Below are 23,321 nucleotides of genomic sequence, written 5' to 3'. Positions count from 1 at the left end.
GATATCTTTATAATGGAATCGTAATTACTTTGCCATAAGCTAAGTGTTACCAGATATGTCCAAAACACGATTGCATTAAATTAACTTCAAACATTTTTTGGTAACTCTCTGAAATAGATGCCAGAATGTTACAAAGGATATTTCTTATACGGACTTTGATAATGTCTACTAAGCCTTGCAACACTAGTAACGCCTCTACATCACGCCGCACTTTGTTAAAAGGCGGGCTAGCGCTTGGACTGACAGCCGGCATTACCCCCTTTGCTATTGGTAAAACAAAACCAACCTTGCGGGTTATGGGAACGCACGTCACTTTGCAAGAAGCTATTCGACAGCGCGCTATTGAAGATCTAGGCATTAACATAGAGTTTGAACCTGGCGGAAGTGCTACTGTATTGCAAAAAGCCTCTATGAACCCTTACTCTTTTGATTTGTACGAGCAATGGTCAAATAGTATCAACGTACTGTGGCGTGCAAAGGCTATTCAACCTATACAAAAAAAGCGCCTTCACTATTGGGAAGAAATAAACGACTTAAGCAAAACCGGTAAGCTCACCAAAAACGCTCGTATGGGAGCAGGCGACGCCCCCCACAAAATTCTCAATGTCCAAGGAGATGGCTCGTTGGGTGAGAAGCACACCGATACCATCAGCTTTTTACCCTACGTGCACAATGTAGACTCATTTGGTTATGACACGTCTACGCTACCTGCTGAACTACAGGGACAGGAAGAAAGCTGGGGGTGGTTGTTAGATCGTCATTTTTCTGGAAAAGTGGGGATTGTAAATGACCCTACCATCGGATTATTCGATTTAGCGTTAGCCGCGCAAGCAAAAGGGTTTATTACTTTTAAAGATATTGGCGCCATCACCGAATACGAACTAGACGACCTGTTCAATCTGCTAATAGAGTTAACCCAGCTCAACCACTTTAGTGGTTTTTGGACATCGGTGCCCGAGTCTGTTGAATTTATGAAAAGCGGCCGTGTTGCCATTGAAAGTATGTTCTCCCCCGCTGTCTCGGCACTGAATGGTCAAAATATTCCGGTGACATTCGCGGCCCCTAAAGAGGGCTATCGAGGTTGGCACGGGGTAATGTGTCTTTCTTCTGCTACTCAGGGCAGAATAAAAGATGTAGCTTATGAATACATGAACTGGTGGCTGTCGGGTTGGCCTGGTGCATTTATAGCTAGGCAAGGATATTACATTTCAAACCCTCTCCGCTCCGCCGAGTATTTATCACAAGCTGAATGGGACTATTGGTATAAAGGCGAAGTTGCCTCTGAACCTCTAAAAGGTCCAGATGGCAAAGTGAGTGTACAAAAAGGCGCACAGCGAACAGGTGGCAGTTACGAAGAACGCTTTAGCAATGTTGCAGTTTGGAATACTGTTATGCCAAGCTATGAATATAGCTTACAAAAGTGGTACGAATTTATCACCGCATAAACCAATGTAATACCACGTCTTCAATGGAATAAGGTTCTTTAAGCTCATATGTTATCGTCAATTCGGGTACAGCTTATAACAGTATTACTTGCGTTAATCGCACTCATACTTGCACAAGGCTACGTGGCGCGAAAAAACCAAGAGGTTTTAAGTAAAGGCGTGGCGTCTGCATCTAAAGCCGTCATTGATGTAAGTATTGTTAAAGAGCTCGAGCGTGACGTTGTCGATTTACAGCGCAATGTTTTAATCTTCAAAGAAAACGCGAGTAAGTCTGCCATAACTCGCTTTAGTCGCCTTATGGTTACCATTAACAGTAAGCTTGATAAGCTTGCGGAGGTAAACGAGCATTCCAATCTACAAGACGATAGCAATCAAATTCTTAGTAGAATGAGAGAACACCTAAACGCCTATCAAGAAAACTTCTCTCAGGTTGTCGATGCTCGCTCAGAAAGAGATAACCTTATCGATCAAGGCACCATGTCTGATATCACTTTACTTGAAAGCGTACTTGATAAGGCCCTTGCCAAACAGGAAATTTCCCCCGCTTATGTCGAGGATGCTAAGGTCATCCTTATTCGCACAGAAAACGCGATGTTAAAGTACTTAATGAAGCCCGACATGAAATTCATTAAGTCATTTAATGACTCTATTGATGCTTTAAAACGTTTGCCTTCCCCCGTTAATACTGACCTACAACAGCGTATTGAGCGCGTTGTTGATAGAATTAAAAACGACTTTTTTAAGTTGACTCAAATAACGCAAGGCAACCTCTTTCTGGTTAATGTGGTTATGGCTGGCTCTGCTAACGAGTTTCTTTATTTGAGTGGCGAGTTGGCGAAAAAAGTCAGTAATGATTCTGAAGTTATTGCTCAGCGCACGTATCAAATAGCTGAAAACACACAACGTAACGGAGAGCTGTTCTCTTTATTTGCCATTTTACTTGCGATGGCAGCCGCGTTGTTTTCAATATTCCGTATCCTTGGTCCCATCCGCTCCATCACAGAAGTGTTCAATAAACTCGCTGAAGGCGTGCAAATCTCTAATATTCCAGGCAGTAACCGAAAAGATGAAATAGGAAAACTAGCAAAAGCAGCGCTTGTATTTAGTGACAAAAACCGTGAAACAGAAAAGCTGCTAAATGAAGCGAGAACGATGAACTCTCAGCTAGAAAACTTAAATAAGGTCATTACTGAATCTAAAGTTAAAGCCGAGCAAGCTACCGCATCTAAAAGTATGTTCTTGGCAAATATGAGCCACGAAATTCGCACGCCTATGAACGGTATTTTGGGGCTTATAGAGCTGGCACAGCAGCAAGAGCTTTCTACTTCTGTTAGAGGCTACTTGGATAAAGCTGCCTATTCAGGGCAAATATTGCTGAGTGTAATAAACGATATACTCGACTTCTCTAAAATTGAGGCCGGTAAGCTAAAAATAGAAGAAGTGAGCTTTTCATTACACTCGCTGTTTGACAACCTCATTGCCGTGATTGCACTACGTGCAAAGGAAAAGAACTTATCTGTTCACTTTACAGTTAACCCTGAGATACCGCCTCAGGTCATAGGCGACCCGCTACGTATTGCCCAAATCATTATGAATATTGGTAATAATGCTGTGAAGTTCACCGAACAAGGGCGTATAGATATTGAATTTGACGGTAGCTTAAATGAAAAAGGTAACCTGCTTAACCTCACCATGCGAATTACCGATTCGGGTATAGGTATGAGCGCTGCGCAACTCGATAAAATATTTAAGCCCTTTACTCAAGCGGATGGTTCAACCAACCGTAAATACGGCGGCACCGGACTAGGCCTAGCAATTGTCAGCCAACTTACTGAGCTTATGAACGGACGACTCGATGCAACGTCTACTATGGGTAAAGGCAGCACATTCGTGGTTGAGCTTCCACTCAAAGCATTCAAAAATCAGCCAGGGGTGTTACAGAACTCACCACAGTTACCTAATAACAGCCTTTACATTACCGAATCACCGTTACTTCCCGAGGCTTATTGCAGTCAAATTCAGCTGTCGACAACAGCTATTATGTCAATCGACGACGCTAAGAATGCAACAACCCTCCCCGATCATATTGTTGTTGATGTTCATGAGTTTAGTTTCTTTAGGAAAAATATTAGCTGGCTGAATAGTTTATTTGAAAGCGGAAAATCCGTGGGCTTAGTAATGGAAAGTGCAGGTAGTGCTCTGCAAGCTAAATATGACTCGCTCTGGAAAGGCCCTTTAATAATGCATCCCTTTACGCCCGCCCAGTTTGAGCGTTTTGTGCACCAGATAATTACAAAAGATGCCAGCTATGAAGGACAACATTATAAAGATGAGGCTGAAGAAACGGCGCTTGAAGGGCACATATTGCTAGTTGAAGATAATAACATTAACCAACTGGTGACGGGCGAAATGCTAACTAGTCTTGGACTCACTTTCGATCTTGCCGAAGATGGTAAACAAGCAGTACAAAAGGTAGAGAATGCCCCACAATACGACCTTGTATTAATGGATGTACAAATGCCGGTAATGGACGGATATGAAGCCACTACCATGCTACGTGAGAAAGGATTTACTGCCTTACCAATCATTGGTCTTTCTGCCAATGCAATGAAAGAAGACAAACAGAGTGCAATGGATGCCGGTATGAATGATTATCTTACCAAACCGATAAAGCAGAAATCGCTCGTTGGTATGCTTCGACAATATTTAGGCAAACATGTCTAAATTCATACTTAGCGAAGCGCATTAATAGCAGCGCTTGAGTTTAACTAGGCCGTGCTTTTGATAGAAAGTTACAGTGTTAGTCTTTCGAGTCAATCAGCGCTTATGCGAATGTGCGCTGATGCCTTATTCGAGAGCCAATAAAAAAGGGCTACCTTTCGGTAACCCTTCTAATTTTTATCGATAAACCCCGTTCTAGGGCTGCACTTAAAGCGCTTTAATGGTCTCGAACTGCTCTTTAAGTTTGGCTAGAGCTTTTTCACCCTCTTCCAACTTAGCGCGTTCTTTTTCAATTACCGCTTCAGGCGCATTGCTTACAAACTTCTCGTTACCCAACTTGCCACGAGTACGAGAAACATCTTTCTCGATTTTCTCCATGGCTTTAGTAATACGAGCAAGCTCTGCGTCTTTATCGATAAGCCCTGCCATTGGGATAAGAATTTCCATCTCGCCCACTAGCGCTGTGGCGCTGGCTGGCGCTTCTTCACCGTCTTTCAAAATAGTTACGGTTTCAAGCTTAGAAAGCTTATCTAGGAATGCCTTAGCCGCATCAAGACGACGCGCGTCTTCGTCGCTTACGTTTTTAAGTAGCGCATTAAGCGGTTTGTTTGGCGAGATATCCATTTCACCACGGATATTACGAATACCCACGATAAACTTCTTCACCCACTCGATATCAGCAAGTACTTTGTCGTCTTGTTTCGCTGCATCAACTTCAGGGAATGCCTGAACCATAATGCTTGCGCCCTCTTCTACCTTAAGCGCACTTAGTGGCACAACGCGCTGCCAAATAGTGTCGGTGATAAATGGCATAAGCGGGTGCAACAAGCGAAGCAGGCTTTCAAGCACGTTAATAAGGGTATGACGTGTACCACGCTTTTCAGCTTCAGTGCTGGCGTCATTGTTAAGCACTGGCTTAGTAAGTTCTAGATACCAGTCGCAGAACTGGTTCCAGGTGAACTCGTAAACGGTTTGTGCTGCAATATCGAAACGATAGTCTTCAAGCGCTTTTTCAAACTCAACCAGCGTTTGTTGGAACTTAGCCCAAATCCAGCGATCGGCCATGCTAAGCACCATTTCGCCGCCGTCACGACCGGTATCGTGCTCTTCTGTGTTCATCAATACGAAACGCGATGCGTTCCAAATTTTGTTACAGAAGTTGCGGTAGCCTTCAACACGGGACATATCAAAGTTGATATCGCGGCTGGTTGACGCCATAGCTGCAAACGTAAAGCGCAGTGCATCTGTACCGTAGGCCTGAATACCATCAGGGAACTGTTTACGGGTACGCTTAGCAATCTTTTCAGCCAGCTGAGGCTGCATCATGCCCGCGGTGCGTTTAGTGACTAGTGACTCAATATCAATACCGTCAATCAAATCGATTGGGTCAAGCACGTTGCCCTTCGACTTTGACATTTTATCGCCGTTCTCATCGCGGATAAGACCAGTAATGTAGATGTCTTTAAACGGAATTTTGCCCGTGAACTTCTTGGTCATCATGATCATTCTGGCAACCCAGAAAAAGATGATGTCAAAGCCGGTTACTAGCACTGAAGAAGGCACGAAGGTTTCTAGATCTGGCGTTTCTTCTGGCCAGCCCATGGTGGCGAACGGCCATAGTGCGCTTGAGAACCAGGTATCTAGTACATCGTCGTCTTGTGAAAGGGTTACGTCACTGCCAAGGCCGTGCTTTTCACGCACTTCTTCTTCGGTACGGCCAACAAAAACCTTGCCGTTTTCGTCGTACCACGCCGGAATGCGGTGTCCCCACCACAGCTGACGTGAAATACACCAGTCTTGAATGTTGTGCATCCACTGGTAGTAAGTCTTGTTCCAGTTCTCTGGCACAAAACGAATTTCGCCGCTTTCAACCGCTTCAATTGCAGGCTTAGCAAGCGACTCAACGGCAACATACCACTGGTCAGTTAGATATGGTTCGATAACTGCGCCAGTTCTGTCGCCACGTGGCACTTTAAGCTTGTGCGGCTCAATCTTAACCAATGCGCCTTGTGCGTCTAAATCAGCAACAATTTGCTTACGGGCGTCGAAGCGATCTAAACCGCGATACGCTTCTGGCGCATCATCATTAATTTTCGCATCGTCGGTAAGAATGTTGATCATAGGCAAGTTATGACGCTTACCCATATCGTAGTCGTTAAAATCGTGAGCAGGCGTAATCTTAACGCAGCCTGTACCGAATTCTTGATCTACATAATCATCGGCGATAACCGGAATTAAACGGCCAGTAATCGGTAGCTTAATTTCTTTGCCGATAAAGCCTTGATAACGCTCGTCATCTGGGTGTACCGCAACCGCGGTATCACCTAGCATAGTTTCAGGGCGCGTTGTTGCAACCACTAGTTCACCGCTACCATCTGCAAGTGGGTAGCGCATGTGCCACATGTGGCCGTCTTCTTCTTCGTTTAGTACTTCAAGATCAGATACTGCAGTGTGAAGCACTGGATCCCAGTTAACCAAACGCTTACCACGGTAAATAAGCCCTTCTTCGTGTAATTTCACGAACACTTCAGTTACAGCTTTAGACAGATCTTCATCCATGGTGAACACTTCACGAGACCAGTCAGGTGACGTACCTAGACGGCGCATTTGACCGGTGATCGTTCCGCCACTGTGCTCTTTCCATTCCCACACTTTTTTGATGAAGTCTTCGCGACCTAAATCGTGGCGCGTCTTGCCTTGTGCGTTAAGTTGGCGTTCTACCACCATTTGGGTAGCAATACCGGCGTGGTCAGTACCCACTTGCCAAAGCGTATTATCACCCTTCATGCGATGATAACGGGTTAAGGCGTCCATAATGGTTTGTTGGAAACCATGGCCCATGTGAAGGCTACCGGTAACGTTTGGTGGCGGAAGCAAAATACAATAAGGGTCGCCGCTACCTGAAGCTTTAAATAAACCCGCCTCTTCCCATGACTTGTAGCATTGCTGCTCGATGGACTGCGGTTCGAAGGTTTTATCCATTACACACTCTCAAATTGAAGCTAAACGCGAATGACTTATGCAGATTTGAACTGCATGTTGCATCCAGCTTGCTGATAGTTTTTGTATCTTACCCGCGCGGCCTGTTTGGCGTTCTCGTCCACGGGTACAAAATCGATGATTTGACGATGCTGGTTGGGTGAAGGCACCATACCGGAACCCACATTAACCACCATTTGTCGTCTGGCTACCTGCTCTGGCCGCCAACAAATTTCCACCGGCGTTCCCGATTGTGGCCCTTCACCATAAAGGTTATGGGGAACAAAGCGGTCAGCCGGCAGCTGCCACAACAATTCATCAACGTCTTCAGCCTGCGCCTGTGTATCGCACAGCACGCTAATCTTTTGCTTATTAGCAAACGCTGAGGCAATAACTTCGCTGGCGCGGCCTGCCACACCATTGTCACTGCTGGTAAGTTGATAAAATATCACTTGTGGCATGAATGATTAGTCCTCTAACTTGATATCAGCGCGGTTCATTAAGAACTGAGACAGCATAGGCACTGGACGGCCTGTTGCACCTTTGTTCTTACCACTGCGCCATGCCGTACCGGCAATATCAAGGTGAGCCCAGTTGTACTTCTTAGTGAAGCGCGACAAGAAACAACCCGCCGTAATTGACCCTGCTGGGCGACCACCTAGGTTCGTCATGTCGGCAAATGGGCTTTCAAGCTGCTCTTGGTAATCGTCCCATAGCGGTAAACGCCATGCGCGATCTGAGCTTTGCTCTGACGCATTCAGTAGTTCGTGAGCAAGCGGGTTGTGCGTGCTCATTACCGCTGTTGCATGGTGACCAAGCGCGATAATCGCTGCGCCAGTTAGGGTGGCTACGTCAATCACTAGCTCTGGCTCAAAACGCTCGACGTAAGTTAGCGCGTCGCACAATACTAAACGGCCTTCGGCATCAGTGTTTAGCACTTCAACGGTTTGACCCGACATAGTCGTTAGAATGTCACCTGGACGGTACGCTTTGCCATCGGGCATGTTTTCACAGCCTGCCAATACGCCAATAACATTAATGGGTAGATTCAGTGCTGCGATAGTGTGCATAGTACCAAGTACGCCTGCAGCACCACCCATGTCGTACTTCATCTCATCCATGGCTTCGCCAGGCTTAATTGAAATACCGCCAGAATCGAACGTAAGGCCTTTACCTACAAGCACAATTGGCGCTTGATCAGCAGGACCACCGCGGTGATGCATAATACTCATCATGCTTTCGTTGTCTGAACCACGACCAACAGCCAAATACGCTTGCATACCAAGCTCGGCCATTTGGGTTTCATCAACGACTTCAGCGGATACGCTGTCGTACTGGCTGGCAAGTTCTTGCGCCTGCTGCCACAGGTACGCTGGGTTACAGATGTTTGGCGGCATGTTAGCCACATCTTTGGTCACTTTCGCACCACGAGCAACCGCTAAACCATGCTCAACTGCACGTTCACCGACGGTAAGTTCACGGCGTGTAGGTACGTTAAATACAATTTTACGCAGTGGGCGACGTGGCTCACCTTTCTTGGTTTTAAGCTGCATAAAGGTGTAAAGCGTGTCTTCAGTTGCTTCAACTGCCTGACGTACTTTCCAGTAGGTATCGCGACCTTTAACGTGAAGTTCGGTAAGGAAACATACCGCTTCCATCGAGCCTGTTTCATTCAATGTTTGAATGGTTTTGGCAATAATGTTTTTGTACTGACGCTCGTCTAATTCGCGCTCTTTACCACAACCGACTAGAAGCACGCGCTCGCTTAGTACATTTGGCACGTTGTGTAGCAACAACATTTGGCCTGCTTTACCTTCAAGGTCGCCACGGCGTAACAAGTTGCTGATATAACCTTCACTGATTTCGTCTAGTTGTTCAGCCACTGCCGTTAGGCGGCGCGGCTCGAAGACACCCACAACAATACATGCGCTGCGTTGTTTTTCAGGACTGCCACTTTTTACACTAAACTCCACGATATCACCTCGCTTTTCGTCGTTTATGGTTTGCACGATGACTAAAATCACGTAACGTTTCGCGCTGCTTTATGTTTTAATACGCAGCATAACTTTTTAGTTCGCTGCAATTCACGCTTAAAGACCTATTGAATATAGGTTAAATTTGCGTCAAAACACCATGCAAACGGTTTATGATTGCAGGCAAAACTTGTAAAAACGGTAAGTTTAAACAAAATTGTGCTTTCTTTCACTAAAATTCCTAATTTTCCGGAAGGGCTGAGATGCTGATATTCCGCTATTTACTTAAGGAAACGCTGAAATCTCAGTTAGCGATTTTCTTTATCCTAATGGCAATTTTTGTCACCTTGCGATTTGTGCGCGTGTTGGGCGATGCGTCAGACGGTGATATCCCCGCTGGGCTAGTGCTTGGCTTCCTAGGTTTATATGCCCCTATCCTCTCTTCATTGGTGCTGCCTATTAGTGCTTATCTGGGTATTATGCTGGCACACGGCAGGCTGTATGTAGACAGTGAAATGACCGTAATGCGTGCCTGTGGTATCAGTGAATGGTACGTTACGCGGGTAATGCTGTTCTTGTCTGTTCTTATCATGATAGTCACAGGCGCGATTACCTTATATTTCGCGCCATTAGCTGCAGAGAACGAATACCAGTTGCGAGAAAAAGCCCGCAATGAAGCTGGGCTTTCTGCTCTTATGCCAGGTAGATTCCAGCAAACGGGTAACGAAAAAGCCGTTATTTTTGTTCACGAAGTAGACAACAACGATAAGCTGCAACGAGTGTTTTTGTCGCAAAATCAAACGGACGACAGCGAAGGCGACGTGCGCGTTGTGTATGCACAAACTGGTGAAGTGGCCAATAACCCTGACGGTACGCGAAACCTTGTGTTGAAAGAAGGGGTACAGTACGAAGGTAAGCAATCGGAAAAGGCTTTCCGCAAAGTAGAATTTGACGAATACCAAATTCAGATTGCCGACAAACCCGCCGACGAAACCCGTCGCAAGGTAAGCGTGCTGCCTACTAACGAACTGTGGGAAGACGACAGTATTGAAGCCAGAGCCGAACTTCAATGGCGTATTGCTATACCCCTTTCTATTCCATTTTTAGTACTGATTGCTGTGCCACTAAGCGCAGTCGATCCGCGGCAGGGTCGCTTTGGTAAAATGTTCCCTGCCATCCTGCTTTATCTGGGATACTTCTTGTTGCTACTGGCAAGTAGACGTGTATTAGAAGACGGCAAAATGCCACCTCAGCTTGGCTTATGGTGGGTGCACACCATCATGCTGATCATTGGTGTCATGTTGATTGTGCGAGACAGAAAAACCGGCACAGAACTGCGCGCTTGGATATTGGGGAAAAAGTAGATGTTTAAGATCCTCGATTTTTATATCGCCCGTACGCTGTTAGGTACTATTACCGTTACGCTTAGCGTACTTATTGGCTTAAGCGCGCTCATTAAATTTGTAGAACAGCTACGTAAAATTGGCGAAGGCGACTATGACATGCTGGTCGCTTTTATCTACGTATTGCTAAGCTTGCCTCGCGACCTAGAGCAGTTCTTTCCTATGGCAACATTGCTAGGCGGCCTTATTGGTATGGGCGTACTGGCTAGCAATAGCGAATTGGTAGTGATGCAAGCCGCAGGTATGAGCCGCTGGAACATCATAAACTCAGCCATGAAATCCACCCTAGTAATGATTCTATTAGTGATGGCTGTTGGTGAGTGGGTCACTCCTTATAGCGAAACCAAAGCAAAACAGATAAGAACCGAGGCTATTTCAGGTGGTAGCTTGTTTTCTTCCGACAAGCTGGTGTGGGCAAAGGATGGCGACCGATTTGTAAGCATAGGCCAAGTTCTCAGCCAAGACTCTCTCAAAGATGTGAGCATATTTAGTTTTAACCCTGACTTGTCGCTAGAAAGCATTACTCACGCTAAAAACGGGGCCTTCGACGGCGACGGTTGGTGGCTAAGCGACGTTGAAGTAACCAAGTTTACAGAAACGAATGTTACGGTTGATGAAAATAATCGCATGCGTTGGAACTCAACGCTTACGCCTGACAAGCTAGGGATTGTTGCCGTTAAGCCAGAGGCTTTATCCATCACTGGGTTGCTAGATTACGTAAACTATCTAGATAACAACGACCAAGATCCCTCGCGCTATGAGCTAGCGCTTTGGCGAAAAATCTTTCAGCCTATTTCTGTTGGCGTAATGCTGTTAATGGCACTGTCGTTCATCTTTGGACCGCTGCGAAGCGTTACCATGGGCGCAAGAGTTATTATGGGCGTACTCACAGGCTTCGGGTTCTTTATTCTTAACGAAGTATTTGGGCCAGTGAGTTTAGTCTATCAGCTACCTCCGTTCTTAGGGGCTCTGCTACCAAGCTTGCTGTTCGCGGCCATTGCAGGGGTAATGTTGAGGCGTTGATCACCTATCAGCATTCATCTCACTCAACAGTCAAAACTAATGAAAAAGAGGCGTTACAACCTCTTTTTTTTGCGATTTTTTAGCACCTTACAAAGCACCTTTACCAGCTCTTGTGGTCGTTCGCTTCTTTGGTCAGCTTCAACACTTCCGTCTTTGCCAGTCGGTCTTGCAGTGATTGTTTATTTTTAAAATCAAATAGAACAAGTAAGGTACCTAGACCACCTAGCGATGCTATAAGGCGAATGAACAAGCGCGGCCAGGTCATTGGTTCTTCAACCGTGCTATAAATTCGTAAACGCCATGCACGCATGCCTAGGGTTTGCCCGCCCCTGCGCCAGAACCACAAGAAAAAACCAGCTATCCACAAGCCCACCCACGTTTGAATAAGCAACTTATAACCAAAAGATGCCTGGATAAGGTCGGCAGGTTCAGCATAGCCTTGCAGGTCAAGGGCACCGTTTTTCAGCATAACCACCAGCGTTACTATCATCACCATGGCCGCACACATACCTACAGCAGTGGCTACTAGTGTATCGTAAATCATTGCCAACAAACGTCTAACGAATCCAGCTCGCTCTAGCGATGAACTGTCTGATTCTGAGTTAGGCGCGTTTTTATCATCCTTCGCTTTTAAGTGATTAGATGATGAGGACTTATTCTTGGCTTTTCTGTCGTGTCTCGCCACGGGTATCTCTTCGCTTCATTAACAACAGCGTTTATTTTGACACAAGCGCCACATCGCTTAAACAACATAAGCCTTAGTTAACGGCATTTAATAGTGCAATAAGCAAAGAAAAATGATTTCCTCCTTTTTGCATCCATTAACCATTGTTAATCGTTATTGTTATAACAGACGGATAATGGACGCAAATACGGTGACAACAAAAACTCTGCTAACAACGCTTATCGCTAGCTCATTTTCACTTGGTATGGGCACTGCATATGCGCTCGACGACCCCGAAAGTGATATTGAACATATTCGAGTTCGAGGTGACTCTTCAGTAAAAGATGGTGAATTTATCTCGGCTTCTCAGGGATGGGTGTCTGGTGACACCTTGATTGAGCGCCCTATGTTACGAGCCGGCGAAATACTTGAATTTATCCCGGGCATGATGGTGACCCAACACAGCGGCTCGGGTAAAGCCAACCAGTACTTTTTGCGTGGATTTAACCTAGACCATGGTACTGACTTCACGGTGAGTGTAGACGGTATGCCAGTGAATATGCGAAGCCACGGACACGGTCAAGGCTACAGTGACCTTAACTTTATTATCCCCGAATTTATTGACAACCTTAGCTATTTCAAAGGCACCTATTACGCCAACATAGGCGATTTTTCTAGCGCTGGCGGTGCGTTCTTCAACTTGCGAGACTCCCTTGAACAGAACCAATTGTTTTTAGGCCTAGGTGAATATGGATTCAAGCGCGCTGTTGCATTAAACCATTTTGAGGCTGGTGAGAGCCGTGTCGTTACCGCCTTTGAATATCAAACCTATGACGGCCCGTGGACTGACGTAGACGAAGACGTAAAAAAGAAGAACGCACATATCCGTTACATTACGCCCTTGCTAGACGGCCAACTTACTGTAACGGGAATGGCTTACGACAACAGCTGGAATGGCGCTGATCAAGTTCCAGAACGCGCTATTCAAAGCGGCTTAATAGACCGCCTTGGCTCTATCGATACCCAAGTTGGCGGTGAATCCTCTCGGTATAGTTTATCTGCAAACTACACCAGTGATACATGGAATGCTTCGCTTTATGTCATAGATACCGAACTTAGTTTGTTCTCTAATTTTACCTATTTCCTTGATAATCCTGAGCGAGGCGATCAGTTCGAACAAGCTGACGACAGAAAAATATACGGTGGCGAGATATTCACTACCCTGCCCTTGGCAATAACAAACGGGAGTAGTATTACCCTAGGTGGCCAGTGGCGTTTCGACGATATCGATAATGTGGGGTTGTATCGGACCCAAAACTTAACCCGCTTTGGCACTATACGAGAAGACGAAATAGACAGTAACAGCTATGCACTTTTTGCCCAGTCAAACATTGTGCTAAGTGACGCATTAAGCCTTTCATTAGGAGGTAGATACGATTACTTAGATGTAGACGCTACCAGCAATCTTGGTGCTAATTCAGGAAGCGAAAGTGACGGTTTATTTACCCTTAAAGCAGGCTTGAAGTACAGTGTATCAGACCAACTTACCGCATTTGCCAACGTTGGGCAGGGCTTTCATTCCAACGATGCACGGGGAGCAACCATTAGTATAGACCCGGTAAGTGGTGACGCCACCGAAGCTGCTCCCTTGTTAGTAAAGAGCCTTGGCTATGAAGCGGGTGTTAACTACACCGACAATAAAACCTATAACCTGTCTGCTGCCCTGTGGCGCTTAGAACTTGATAGCGAGCTGGTATATGTTGGTGATGCAGGCTTTACTGAGGCTAGTCGTCCCTCCGAGCGACACGGCATTGAAGTGAGTGCCTACTACTGGATAAGCCACCACCTTACCGCAGACATTGAAGCAGCGTGGACCAAAGCACGATTTAGCGACAGCGTTGAAGGCGAAGGCCGTCACATTGATGGCACCGTGCCAGGTGTGGTGAGTGCAGGACTAACCTACTATCAAAGAAGTAACCAACTAGGTTTCAGCTATACCCTACGAGGCCGCTACTTAAGTTCTCGCACCGTAGAAAGCTTCGATGAAATTTCACCGCCGTCAACATTTTTAGTGAATGCTCAAGTTGCCTATCGCCAGCCAACATGGGACATAACATTAGAAATGCTCAACGCCTTAGACAGTGACGATCACGATATAGATTACTTTTACGCATCTAGACTTCCTGGTGAGTCAGAGGAAGGGGTTGAGGATTTACATTATCACCCTGTCGAGCCGAGAAATGTGCGCCTTACATTTTCAGTGAAATATTAAAATACCGAGGCTTAGTTTACTCACTGAAAAAACAGTTGGGTTTAATTCTGCAACCATTCAGGCAGTTGTACATAAAGCATGCTACTTTAAAAGTAGCTGCCTAACACTTAAGCAATACACAAATGGCTGCGCCATAACGATAATAATAGGAGCAACAATGGAACACGAAACTCTGTTTCCTCTGCTGTGTAAAACTGTAGACGGCGACAAAAAAGCGTTTGCAGAGCTTTATAATATAACCAGTCCACAGCTCTACGCTGTTGCTTTAAGGCTTTTGAAGCGCCCTGAACTTGCAGATGAAGCTACCCAAGATGCCTACATAAAAATTTGGCATAACGCTGGTAACTACCAGCGAGGCAAAGGCACCGTCCTTACATGGATGGTGAGTATCGCTCGTTATCGCGCGCTCGATTTGATTCGCTACCACAACGTAAGAAATGAAGTTGAATTAAGCGATGACGCACCTTCAGATGTCGAGAGCGCACAAACAATAAAACTTGGCGCGGAGCAGGCTAAGCTAGCCTCTTGTTTAGATGAGTTAGACGGCCCACAGCGCCAGGCTATCCATTTAGCCTATGTGAATGGTATGTCGCACCAAGAGGTCGTTACTCACTTGGCATCACCACTTGGAACTATTAAAAGCTGGATAAGACGAGGCTTGCAAAGCTTGCAGAGGTGCCTATCACTATGAATTATTTAAAAGAAGAGCGATTAAATGCCCTCGCCGCAGAATATGTAGTTGGAACGCTACGAGGAAAAGCGCGCACGCGCTATCAAAAGCTAATGATGCAGTATCAGGCTGTTAGCGATGCAACCTCACAATGGGAGCAATACCTAACGGGCTTTGCAGAAACTTTACCGCCGGTAACACCACCTGAAAAAGTGTGGGAGAACATCCAAGTAAAACTTGGCCATAAGGCCACCAACGATGCTGAATTTATCGATAAAACGACTAACGTTAAAACAAGTAGCGACAATGTTCTTGATTTCGAAAAAGAGAAGCAGAAACGCTGGAAGAACTTATCGTTTATATCCACCGCTGCGGCAATGGTGTTGGCCGTATTGCTTTTCGTTATGCAACCTGTGCCTACCCCAGAGGTCTCCCATATTGCCGTAGTCAATAATGCTGATAACACGCCATTGTGGGTGATAGAAGTTTCTGACACGACCATGAATGTTAAGGTTACCGATGCATTCGTGGCTTTAGCAGACAAAGACTATGAACTGTGGATGGTTCCGGCAAACGGTGAAGCGCCAATTTCCCTCGGTTTGATGCCTGAAGCCAATGGCGATACTCGAGCGACCCCAGATATTTTGCTAGATCAAAGCATCGCGGCGTTAGCAGTAAGCTTAGAAGCACCTGGCGGCTCGGTTACAGGAGCTCCAACGGAGGTACTTTATATAGCACCGATTGTTTCCGTATAAATTCAATCACTTATGCACTTAGTCAAAAGGCCACATTGCGTGGCCTTTTTGCGATTTATACTTATCGCTTTTTTAAAAAAAGCCTTTCAGACAGTACACTTTTACTTTTCATAAAAATTTTATTTTAATTTTTTAAACATTTTTGCATCTAAGTTGAAACTTCAATCGTTTGGTCTTTTGAACTCATAAAAACAGAGAGACCCAACATGATCCAATTCAAACGCAAAACTCTAACACTGGCTATTGCCGTGACATGCGCAGCCGTAACTGCGGGCGCAATAGCGTCAAGTCACCGTGAAGCACCTAATATTACCCGTCACCCAGCCTTAGATAGCACCGACTTTTATGCTTTTAACAGCTATGAGCAAGGGCGTGAAGACTACGTGACGTTTATCGCAAACTATATCCCACTTCAAGACGCCTACGGCGGCCCTAACTACTTTGCAATGGACCCGAACGCACATTATGCCATTCATATTGATAGCGATGGCGATGCGGTTGAAGACTTAAGCTTTGTTTTCCAATTTAACAACATGCTTGCTGCTGATAATGAAGGTATTGCCCTGCCAATTGGCCCAGAAGGCGAGCAGAAAATGGTAAAAGTGCCGCTTAAAAATGTAGGCGGTATCAGCGCAGACGATTCAAGCGCAGCTAATTTCTCAGAGATGTACAGCCTTACTATGGTAAGTGGCGACATGCAGACAGGCACGCGCACCACCCTTACACCCACTATGGGCGATATGTTTAAAAAGCCGCTTGATTACATCGGTAATAAAACCTTTACCAGTGAAGCGGAATACGCACGCTATGCTGAAAGCTTTATTTATTCGTTCAGCATCCCTGGGTGCGATGACATGGCCAAAGTATTTGTTGGTCAGCGTAAAGACCCCTTCGTTGTTAACTTAGGCAAAACATTCGACTTGGTAAATTATGTACCTGTTGAGGGCGACAGCGCACCGGGCGCAGGCGATGGTGAAGGTTTTCCTGGCGGTATAACGCAAAGTGCCATGAATGATGACTTAGCCGATAAAAACGTGACAGCCCTATCCATTGAAGTTCCAAAAGCGTGTGTTACCGGTGAAGGCAATGGCGTAATTGGTAGCTGGACCACGGCAAGTTTACCGCAAGCTCGTATTCTGAACCCAGATGCCACTTTTGCTAAACCCGAAACTAACGGCGGTGCAATGACCCAAGTGTCTCGTTTAGGTAGCCCGCTAGTAAATGAGCTTGTTATTGGTATTGGCGATAAAGACAAATTCTCTAGCTCTCATCCAAGTGCAGATGGTCAATTTGCTGATTATGTAACTCACCCTTCTTTGCCAGAGCTACTGAACATTCTGTTTAAAGATGCAGTGAATACGACACTGGGTACGGATATTGAGACCCTTGCGCCAACTAATTTCCCGCGTATGGACTTAGTTACGGCGTTCCTTACTGGCTTCCCAGGCGTTAACCAGCAAGCCACTGTAACTGCATCAGAAATGCTGCGCCTGAACACGGGTATTCCAGCAACGCCAGCCGAATCGCAGTCAGCATTTGGTGTGGCAGGCGATGACTTAGCGGGTTTCCCTAACGGTCGCCGCCCTGGTGATGACGTAGTTGATATCGCCCTTCGCGTAGTTATGGGCCGTTTGTGCTACCCCATCCCAGTAGCAGGTGAAGATACAGACCTTGGCCTTTGTACACCAGAGGACGCCAGCGTAGGTAATGTACCTTTCACTGATGGTGCACCTGTCGATGCAAGCATGATTGATTCATCATTTCCGTACCTAAAAACACCACTTGCTGGCTCTGAATAAGGAGATCCATCATGTCTATGAAGATTAGGTTATTAAATAAGCGTGGTGGTAACACTGCGCCTAATAAGCAAACGCCGTCACTACGTCAACAACACCGTATGTGGATTGCTTCAGGATTGGTGTTAGCACTTTCAGGTTGTTTCGACAGTGACGACGATAACGACTATCAAGCCCCTGAAGAGAATGCAGCGCCGGTTGCCGTTGACCAAATGCTGACAACGCTGGCTGATATTGCGTTTGATGGCACCTTAACGGCATCCGATGAAGATGGCGATGCACTGACCTTCGGTCTTGGTGAAAACGGCAGTTTAGGTAGTGCAGAAGTAAACACAGATGGCACCTTTACTTACACGCCAAATGCTCAAGTGACAGGAAGCGATAGCTTTACGTTTACTGTTTCTGACGGCGTAAACCCTGATGTTACCGCTACCGTTAGCGTAACCATAGAAGCGCAGCAGGTGTCTTTCTCTAGCTATACCCGCGATGCCTTCAATCAAGCGCCAACGGATGAACCGTTACTAATAAATGGACGCGAGTTCACCCAAGATGCTGACGAAACAACATTTGATGACTTATTGATAGACCAATAACACGCATTAAATAATAGAAATTTGTTAGCAAAAAACCAGTGTCAACCGTAAAGCCAGGGACGGCTTTTTTAAGGACCTATTCATGAAGTTTGTAAAGTGCTCAGCTTTGAAACGAGCCCAAGCAATTGCATCACTCACCCTGTCAGCTTGTTCGGCATTTGCCCAATCGCAAAACCCTGATTTCGATAGTGTTATAGCAACATGGCAACCTCAGCAGCAATCAATAGCGAATATAGGCGAAGCGGAGAAAGTCCTGTCTTCAAGTCGCTTCCTTTCGGCAACAGGAGATGAAAGAGAGCGCGTAACGCGTTTCGCAAACTTTATGCGAAAAGACTACACCTCATTGAATGCCGGACAGAAAGAGCGCTTAGTCATATTAGAGGCTCGGTTGTTACAAGGCATTCATAAATTTGACCAAGCACAGCAACACCTAAAGCAAATTGCCCACTTGCGATCGCCGGCTGCTTATTTACTCATGGCTGATATTGCCATACAGCAAGGTGACGCAGCTAAAGCAAAGGAAACCTGCGTAAAGCTGGTAGGGAAAACGAGTTTTCTGCTTGCATTTACCTGCATGGTAAGCGCTGAGTTTTCGCGAAACGCAGATATTAAGCTATTTCACAAACTCAAAGCTTTTGAGATTTATACCAGTAATGCTAGACCTGAGGAGCGCCAGTGGTTTTACGAAGTGTTAGCCGACATGTCTTTGCAGCTTGGCAACGCAGAAGCCGCTCTGAACTACCTATCTCAAAACGAGTTCGAGCAGCTTCCCATAAGCGCATTATTAGTATGGGCAGACGCCAACTTTGAAACGAGGAGCTATACGTCGGTAACTGAAACCTTCTCCTTAACTGTGCCAGATATAACGAAAGCCGATGACGGTCTTCTGCTAAAATGGGCCATTGCCGAGCGTGCACAAGGAATTATGCGATCAGAAGTGCAAACTCAACTTGCTAAAAACATGGAGATAAGAGTGTGGCGAGAAGACAGCTCGCACGCAGCACAAGTTGCCACTTACTTTTTAGAAATAAAGCAAGACTTCCCACTTGCCCTTAAATTTGCTGAACTCAATTGGCAGTATGCCCAAGCGTTAAGTGACAAAAAACTTTTAGAGCGCGCCCGCCGAGCTAATGTTGCATCAACTAATGCTTAAGGCTTTCAATTACCTCAGTGAACGACCCATGATTAGATTTATTGTATTTCTTATAGCAGCAACTTTCAGTATTCCAACGCTTTCTCACGAACTAAGTAACGGTTATTTAACCCTAAAAAATGAATCTAATGAGACACTTTCAGGCGAACTCTTATTGAAACCCAAAGACATTGGGCAAGTTGCCGGGCTTGATGCTAATAATGACGGCAATTTGACATGGGGCGAAGTTAATAGAAACCACAATCTAGCGAACGGTTACATCCAAAATCACCTGATAATTCGAGGTAGCGAGACACGATGTACCGTTAGTGTTGCACCACCCTCTCTACGTGATATATCTGCAGAGTCATTATTGGTATATCCGCTGTCGGTGAATTGCGCTTTTTTAAACGAAGTGTCTGTAAATTACACAGGTATGTTGAGCGACTTTCCCACACATAAACTGCTTACTTCCATCACCCTTAATCAACAAACAAGCGTGTATGTACTAGACAGTGAGCGCAGCTTTATCACTATAGCCCCAGAAAACAACCATTGGGTTTCCCAATTCGGCGAAATGGTTTATCAAGGTATTTGGCATATTTTTATTGGACTGGACCATATCCTGTTTTTGGTCGCAACACTACTGACCGTTAATTTATTCAGAAAAAATAAGCGCTGGGAAAAAGAACAAAGCAAAAAGCTCATAATAAAAAGTACGGTAATTTTAGTCAGCACGTTTACGCTAGCGCACTCAATTACGTTAACTGCTACGGCACTGGACTTTATTTCCCTTGATAGCCGTATTGTTGAACTAGGCATTGCTATTTCAGTGGTTATAACCGCAATTAACAATGTGTACCCTATTATCATGCGTTTAGGGTTTATCACCTTTGGGTTCGGCTTACTTCATGGAATGGGGTTTGCGAGCGTATTTGGAGACCTTAACGCCGAGTCTGGAAGTTTGGCGATGAACGTGCTTGCCTTCAATATAGGCGTTGAGCTAGGACAACTCGTTATAGTTGCGCTGCTGCTTCCATTACTCATTTTACTCAGAAACCTAAAGGCTTACTCAAAAGCTATTATGCCGATTGCGTCATCAATAATTGCGGTAATAGCGATTAATTGGACGTTGCAGAGGTGGTGATGCGAAATTTGCCTAGGCCTTTACATAAACACTGTTATTTCTTGCTCTTTCTAATATACTTGTATTGACATGTGGTACACTAAACTCGACAGTTAAACGTAGGAAAAGCGATGTCAGAGGCAGGAAGTTCAAAACAAGGAATACAGGTAATTTCACGGGCAGTAAAAGTGCTTCGCGCTTTAGAAGGCAAGCCAGATGGCTTAAGTTTAAGTGCCATTGCCAGTGAAGTTGACTTACCCCGTTCTACAGTTCAGCGTATCGTAGGTGCACTGGCAACTGAAGGCTTTTTAATTTCGGCCAGCCCCACTTCTCGAGTCCGCTTAGGCCCAAGTCTGGTATCATTAGGCTCTGCGGCAAAAGTTGACATAGATAGGGTTATTTTGCCTTATATGAAGCGCCTTTCTAGAGAAATAGAAGAAACCGTGGATCTATCAGTACAAGACGGCAATTCTATGATATTCATTGATCAAGTTATTGCCGACTCACAAAAGCTTCGCGCCGTATCAGGCGTGGGTGATGCATTCCCAATTCATTCTTGTGCGAATGGCAAAGCCATTCTCGCCAGTAAATCTGACAGCGAGATTACTGCCATACTAGCTAATGCCTCATTCACAAAGCTTACCCCGTACACTTTGTCTGAAGCATCTTCCTTACAGATAGAAATTGAAAAGATACGTAAAAAAGGCATTGCCTTTGATAGAGAAGAACACTGTGAGGGAGTATGCGCAATAGGTATTGCCATTGAAGATCCCTATGGTCGTAACATTGCCATCTCTATCCCTATTCCGTCTGTAAGGTTCAATAGAAACAAACGGGAAATATCAGAAAAACTTATTGAATATAAAGCGATTATAGAAAAAGCATTAGGCGCCAGCTTGCAGTAGTATTAAGCGCAATGGTTAAGCGAAACTCGTTAATATAAAGGGCACTACACGTGCCCTTAACTTATCCCAACGCTCAATTTAAAAAAAGGAGTAACCACAATTACCTCCGCTCTTTCGTAGCCTTGGTTACCGATTATTCTGTTGAGCTACCCAATAGGCAGCGCAATATAAAACTATGCCAAATAGAATAATACCGCCCATCCAAAGCTTTGTGACCGTATCAACACTCATTTTTTCTCTCCCCATTTGTTTATCATTGCGTGTATCACGATGAAAAACAAAGTGATGGAAGCAATGGTTATCAGTGATAATAAAAACAATTGTGCCGCTAAGTTCATGATACCTCCTAACCTGCGAATGCTGCAGATTTAAGCTTCTTCGCGAATAACGCTGGTTGGCTATTCCTAACTCCAAGGTTGCCCACAACGGTTAATCCAAAAGCAACGATGGCTACAATGTGTGCGTTTTCGAGCATCGTGAGGCCAAAGTAGGTTTTAATTGGTGTAAAGGACCACAGCAAGTTAACCAGCCAACTAGAGAACAGCACCAACTTGGCTACCCATACACTTCTTTTCCAAAACAACCCGGCCACAATGATAAAGAAGAAAGGCACTAACCAAGCGAACAACCAAGTAATCGCTAAAATAACGTTAGGATGGAAAAATAACGTCATCAACGCAGCCACAAAGCCAATAGTTATGATGGTATAGCGAATGAGCTTTTTTTCTGCCTCTGGGCTAAGCGCCTTCTTTAAATGTAAGCCTACGATGTCTTTAGCGAAGATGGTAGCGGGAGCCAAGGCAGACATTGCGAAGGTAGATAACAAAGCACCTAAGAAACCTGCTTGCAGCAGCACCACTAACCAGGTAGGTAACAACTTAATGATCAATGCCGCGCCAGCCAACTTTGAACCGAGTTGAGCAAATTCGGGAATAGTAGCTGCCGCAATTCCCACCAACACAGGGAATACGCCGAACAAGCCATTAATAGGTGCGGCTATCCACAATGAACGCTGTATGGTTTTTTCATCTTTTGCTGACATTGCAGCCTGCATGCCTTGCTGATTGACAGATTGGGAAAACACCACTGAAAATATGGATGCTAGAGCAAAACTTACGAGTAAATCGGGTTTACTGAGAATGGACAACTTAAAAACTTCATCACGGCTTTCATAGTGTTGCACCACCCCCTCCCAACCATCTGGAAGTACATAGGCGAGATAAATACCCGCCGTAATGACCGCTACATACATCACCACTGCATTGACCAAATTTACCCACATGGTTTGCTTTATTCCCCCCATGCAAACATAGGCGGTACCAATGGCAGCTCCAATCACCGCACTCCAGCCGAGTGGCCAGCCAGACATGGCGGAAATACCAATTCCCAGTGTTTGGGCTTCAAGCGTAACCAAACCAAACACCACCATAGCAGCAACGCATGCGGTATAAATTCGCAGTTTTTTGTTATACAACTTGCCAATAAGCTCAGGGATAGTAGCGGTGCCTGTTCGACGAATCCAGCGCCCTGTACCTAGGCAAATGACGCATAATAGTATGGTATGTGCGAAGCAAAACCATAGCGCCACCGCCCCCAGTGAAAAAGACATTTCCATTAGGCCGTAAACGTGTGCAGACCCTAAATAAGTAATGGCAATCGTGACTGAGAACATAGCGACGCCCGCATTACGTCCGCCAAGCGCCATATCTGTGACTTGCTGTTGTTGTGACGCACGCCAGCTGAGATATTTTCCAATCCCACCGATGACGATAATATTGTACGCAAGCACCAGTACTAAAATGGTATTCATGGCGACCTCTTATCTCTCTTCTTATCAACTCACGGTAATGACGTTTGCGTCCTC

At 45.4% G+C, this 23,321-nt stretch carries 17 protein-coding genes; 12 read left to right on the top strand and 5 right to left on the bottom strand.

Annotated elements, in window-relative coordinates:
• The first annotated feature begins 161 nt into the window (after positions 1-161).
• Positions 162-1,445 (top strand): ABC transporter substrate-binding protein, encoded by a 1,284-nt coding sequence (locus tag E5672_RS08780; protein ID WP_136781854.1) that lies wholly within the window; start codon positions 162-164, stop codon positions 1,443-1,445.
• 48 nt (positions 1,446-1,493) lie between these two features.
• Complete coding sequence (locus tag E5672_RS08775; protein WP_136781853.1) at positions 1,494-4,169, top strand: hybrid sensor histidine kinase/response regulator; 2,676 nt, start codon at positions 1,494-1,496, stop codon at positions 4,167-4,169.
• Positions 4,170-4,373: 204 nt separating this feature from the next.
• Here E5672_RS08775 and E5672_RS08770 read toward each other — a convergent pair whose 3' ends face one another.
• The 3 genes from E5672_RS08770 to pepA are packed head-to-tail and all read right to left on the bottom strand — an operon-like array spanning position 4,374 to position 9,118.
• Entirely contained in the window at positions 4,374-7,148 is a 2,775-nt protein-coding gene (locus E5672_RS08770) for a valine--tRNA ligase (RefSeq protein ID WP_136781852.1), read from the bottom strand.
• Between the two features lie 35 nt (positions 7,149-7,183).
• Complete coding sequence (locus tag E5672_RS08765; protein WP_071815862.1) at positions 7,184-7,606, bottom strand: DNA polymerase III subunit chi; 423 nt, start codon at positions 7,604-7,606, stop codon at positions 7,184-7,186.
• 6 nt (positions 7,607-7,612) lie between these two features.
• A complete protein-coding gene (gene pepA, locus E5672_RS08760; RefSeq protein ID WP_136782267.1) occupies positions 7,613-9,118 on the bottom strand; it encodes a leucyl aminopeptidase in 1,506 nt (501 codons plus the stop codon).
• 263 nt (positions 9,119-9,381) lie between these two features.
• On the opposite strand from pepA, the gene lptF reads away from it, so the two are divergent.
• Positions 9,382-10,482, top strand: a complete 1,101-nt coding sequence (gene lptF, locus E5672_RS08755) for an LPS export ABC transporter permease LptF (RefSeq protein WP_136781851.1) — start codon at positions 9,382-9,384, stop codon at positions 10,480-10,482.
• A complete protein-coding gene (gene lptG, locus E5672_RS08750) occupies positions 10,483-11,544 on the top strand; it encodes an LPS export ABC transporter permease LptG (protein ID WP_136781850.1) in 1,062 nt (353 codons plus the stop codon).
• 100 nt (positions 11,545-11,644) lie between these two features.
• Here the strand turns inward: lptG and E5672_RS08745 are convergent, their stop codons facing one another.
• On the bottom strand, positions 11,645-12,229 hold the full coding sequence (locus tag E5672_RS08745; protein WP_136781849.1) for an RDD family protein: 585 nt from the start codon (positions 12,227-12,229) through the stop codon (positions 11,645-11,647).
• A gap of 175 nt (positions 12,230-12,404) precedes the next feature.
• Between E5672_RS08745 and E5672_RS08740 the strand changes: the two genes are divergently transcribed.
• The 8 genes from E5672_RS08740 (at position 12,405) to E5672_RS08705 (ending at position 21,457) form a co-directional block, all read left to right on the top strand.
• A complete protein-coding gene (locus E5672_RS08740; RefSeq protein WP_136781848.1) occupies positions 12,405-14,480 on the top strand; it encodes a TonB-dependent receptor in 2,076 nt (691 codons plus the stop codon).
• Between the two features lie 157 nt (positions 14,481-14,637).
• Positions 14,638-15,171, top strand: coding sequence for an RNA polymerase sigma factor (locus E5672_RS08735; protein ID WP_136781847.1), 534 nt, complete (start codon positions 14,638-14,640; stop codon positions 15,169-15,171).
• Positions 15,168-15,905 carry an anti-sigma factor gene (locus E5672_RS08730; RefSeq protein WP_136781846.1) on the top strand — a complete coding sequence of 246 codons (738 nt, stop codon included), beginning with the start codon at positions 15,168-15,170 and terminating at the stop codon, positions 15,903-15,905. The genes E5672_RS08735 and E5672_RS08730 overlap by 4 nt, the downstream gene beginning before the upstream one ends.
• Positions 15,906-16,111: 206 nt before the next feature.
• Positions 16,112-17,704, top strand: coding sequence for a DUF4331 domain-containing protein (locus tag E5672_RS08725; RefSeq protein WP_136781845.1), 1,593 nt, complete (start codon positions 16,112-16,114; stop codon positions 17,702-17,704).
• 11 nt (positions 17,705-17,715) lie between these two features.
• Positions 17,716-18,294 carry an Ig-like domain-containing protein gene (locus tag E5672_RS08720; RefSeq protein ID WP_136781844.1) on the top strand — a complete coding sequence of 193 codons (579 nt, stop codon included), beginning with the start codon at positions 17,716-17,718 and terminating at the stop codon, positions 18,292-18,294.
• Positions 18,295-18,376: 82 nt separating this feature from the next.
• Positions 18,377-19,447, top strand: coding sequence for a tetratricopeptide repeat protein (locus E5672_RS08715; protein WP_136781843.1), 1,071 nt, complete (start codon positions 18,377-18,379; stop codon positions 19,445-19,447).
• Positions 19,448-19,475: 28 nt separating this feature from the next.
• A complete protein-coding gene (locus E5672_RS08710; RefSeq protein WP_136781842.1) occupies positions 19,476-20,573 on the top strand; it encodes a HupE/UreJ family protein in 1,098 nt (365 codons plus the stop codon).
• 110 nt (positions 20,574-20,683) lie between these two features.
• Complete coding sequence (locus tag E5672_RS08705; protein WP_136781841.1) at positions 20,684-21,457, top strand: IclR family transcriptional regulator; 774 nt, start codon at positions 20,684-20,686, stop codon at positions 21,455-21,457.
• A 346-nt stretch (positions 21,458-21,803) separates the two neighbouring features.
• On the opposite strand, the gene E5672_RS08700 is transcribed toward E5672_RS08705, so the two are convergent.
• On the bottom strand, positions 21,804-23,267 hold the full coding sequence (locus E5672_RS08700) for a sodium:solute symporter family protein (protein WP_136781840.1): 1,464 nt from the start codon (positions 23,265-23,267) through the stop codon (positions 21,804-21,806).
• Between the last annotated feature and the right edge of the window lie 54 nt (positions 23,268-23,321).

The sequence above is a fragment of the Alteromonas portus genome (genome assembly GCF_005117025.1).
Taxonomy (GTDB): Bacteria; Pseudomonadota; Gammaproteobacteria; order Enterobacterales; family Alteromonadaceae; genus Alteromonas; species Alteromonas portus.
Note: the sequence above shows the minus strand (reverse complement) of the source record. Positions and strands in the feature narration are given on the sequence as shown.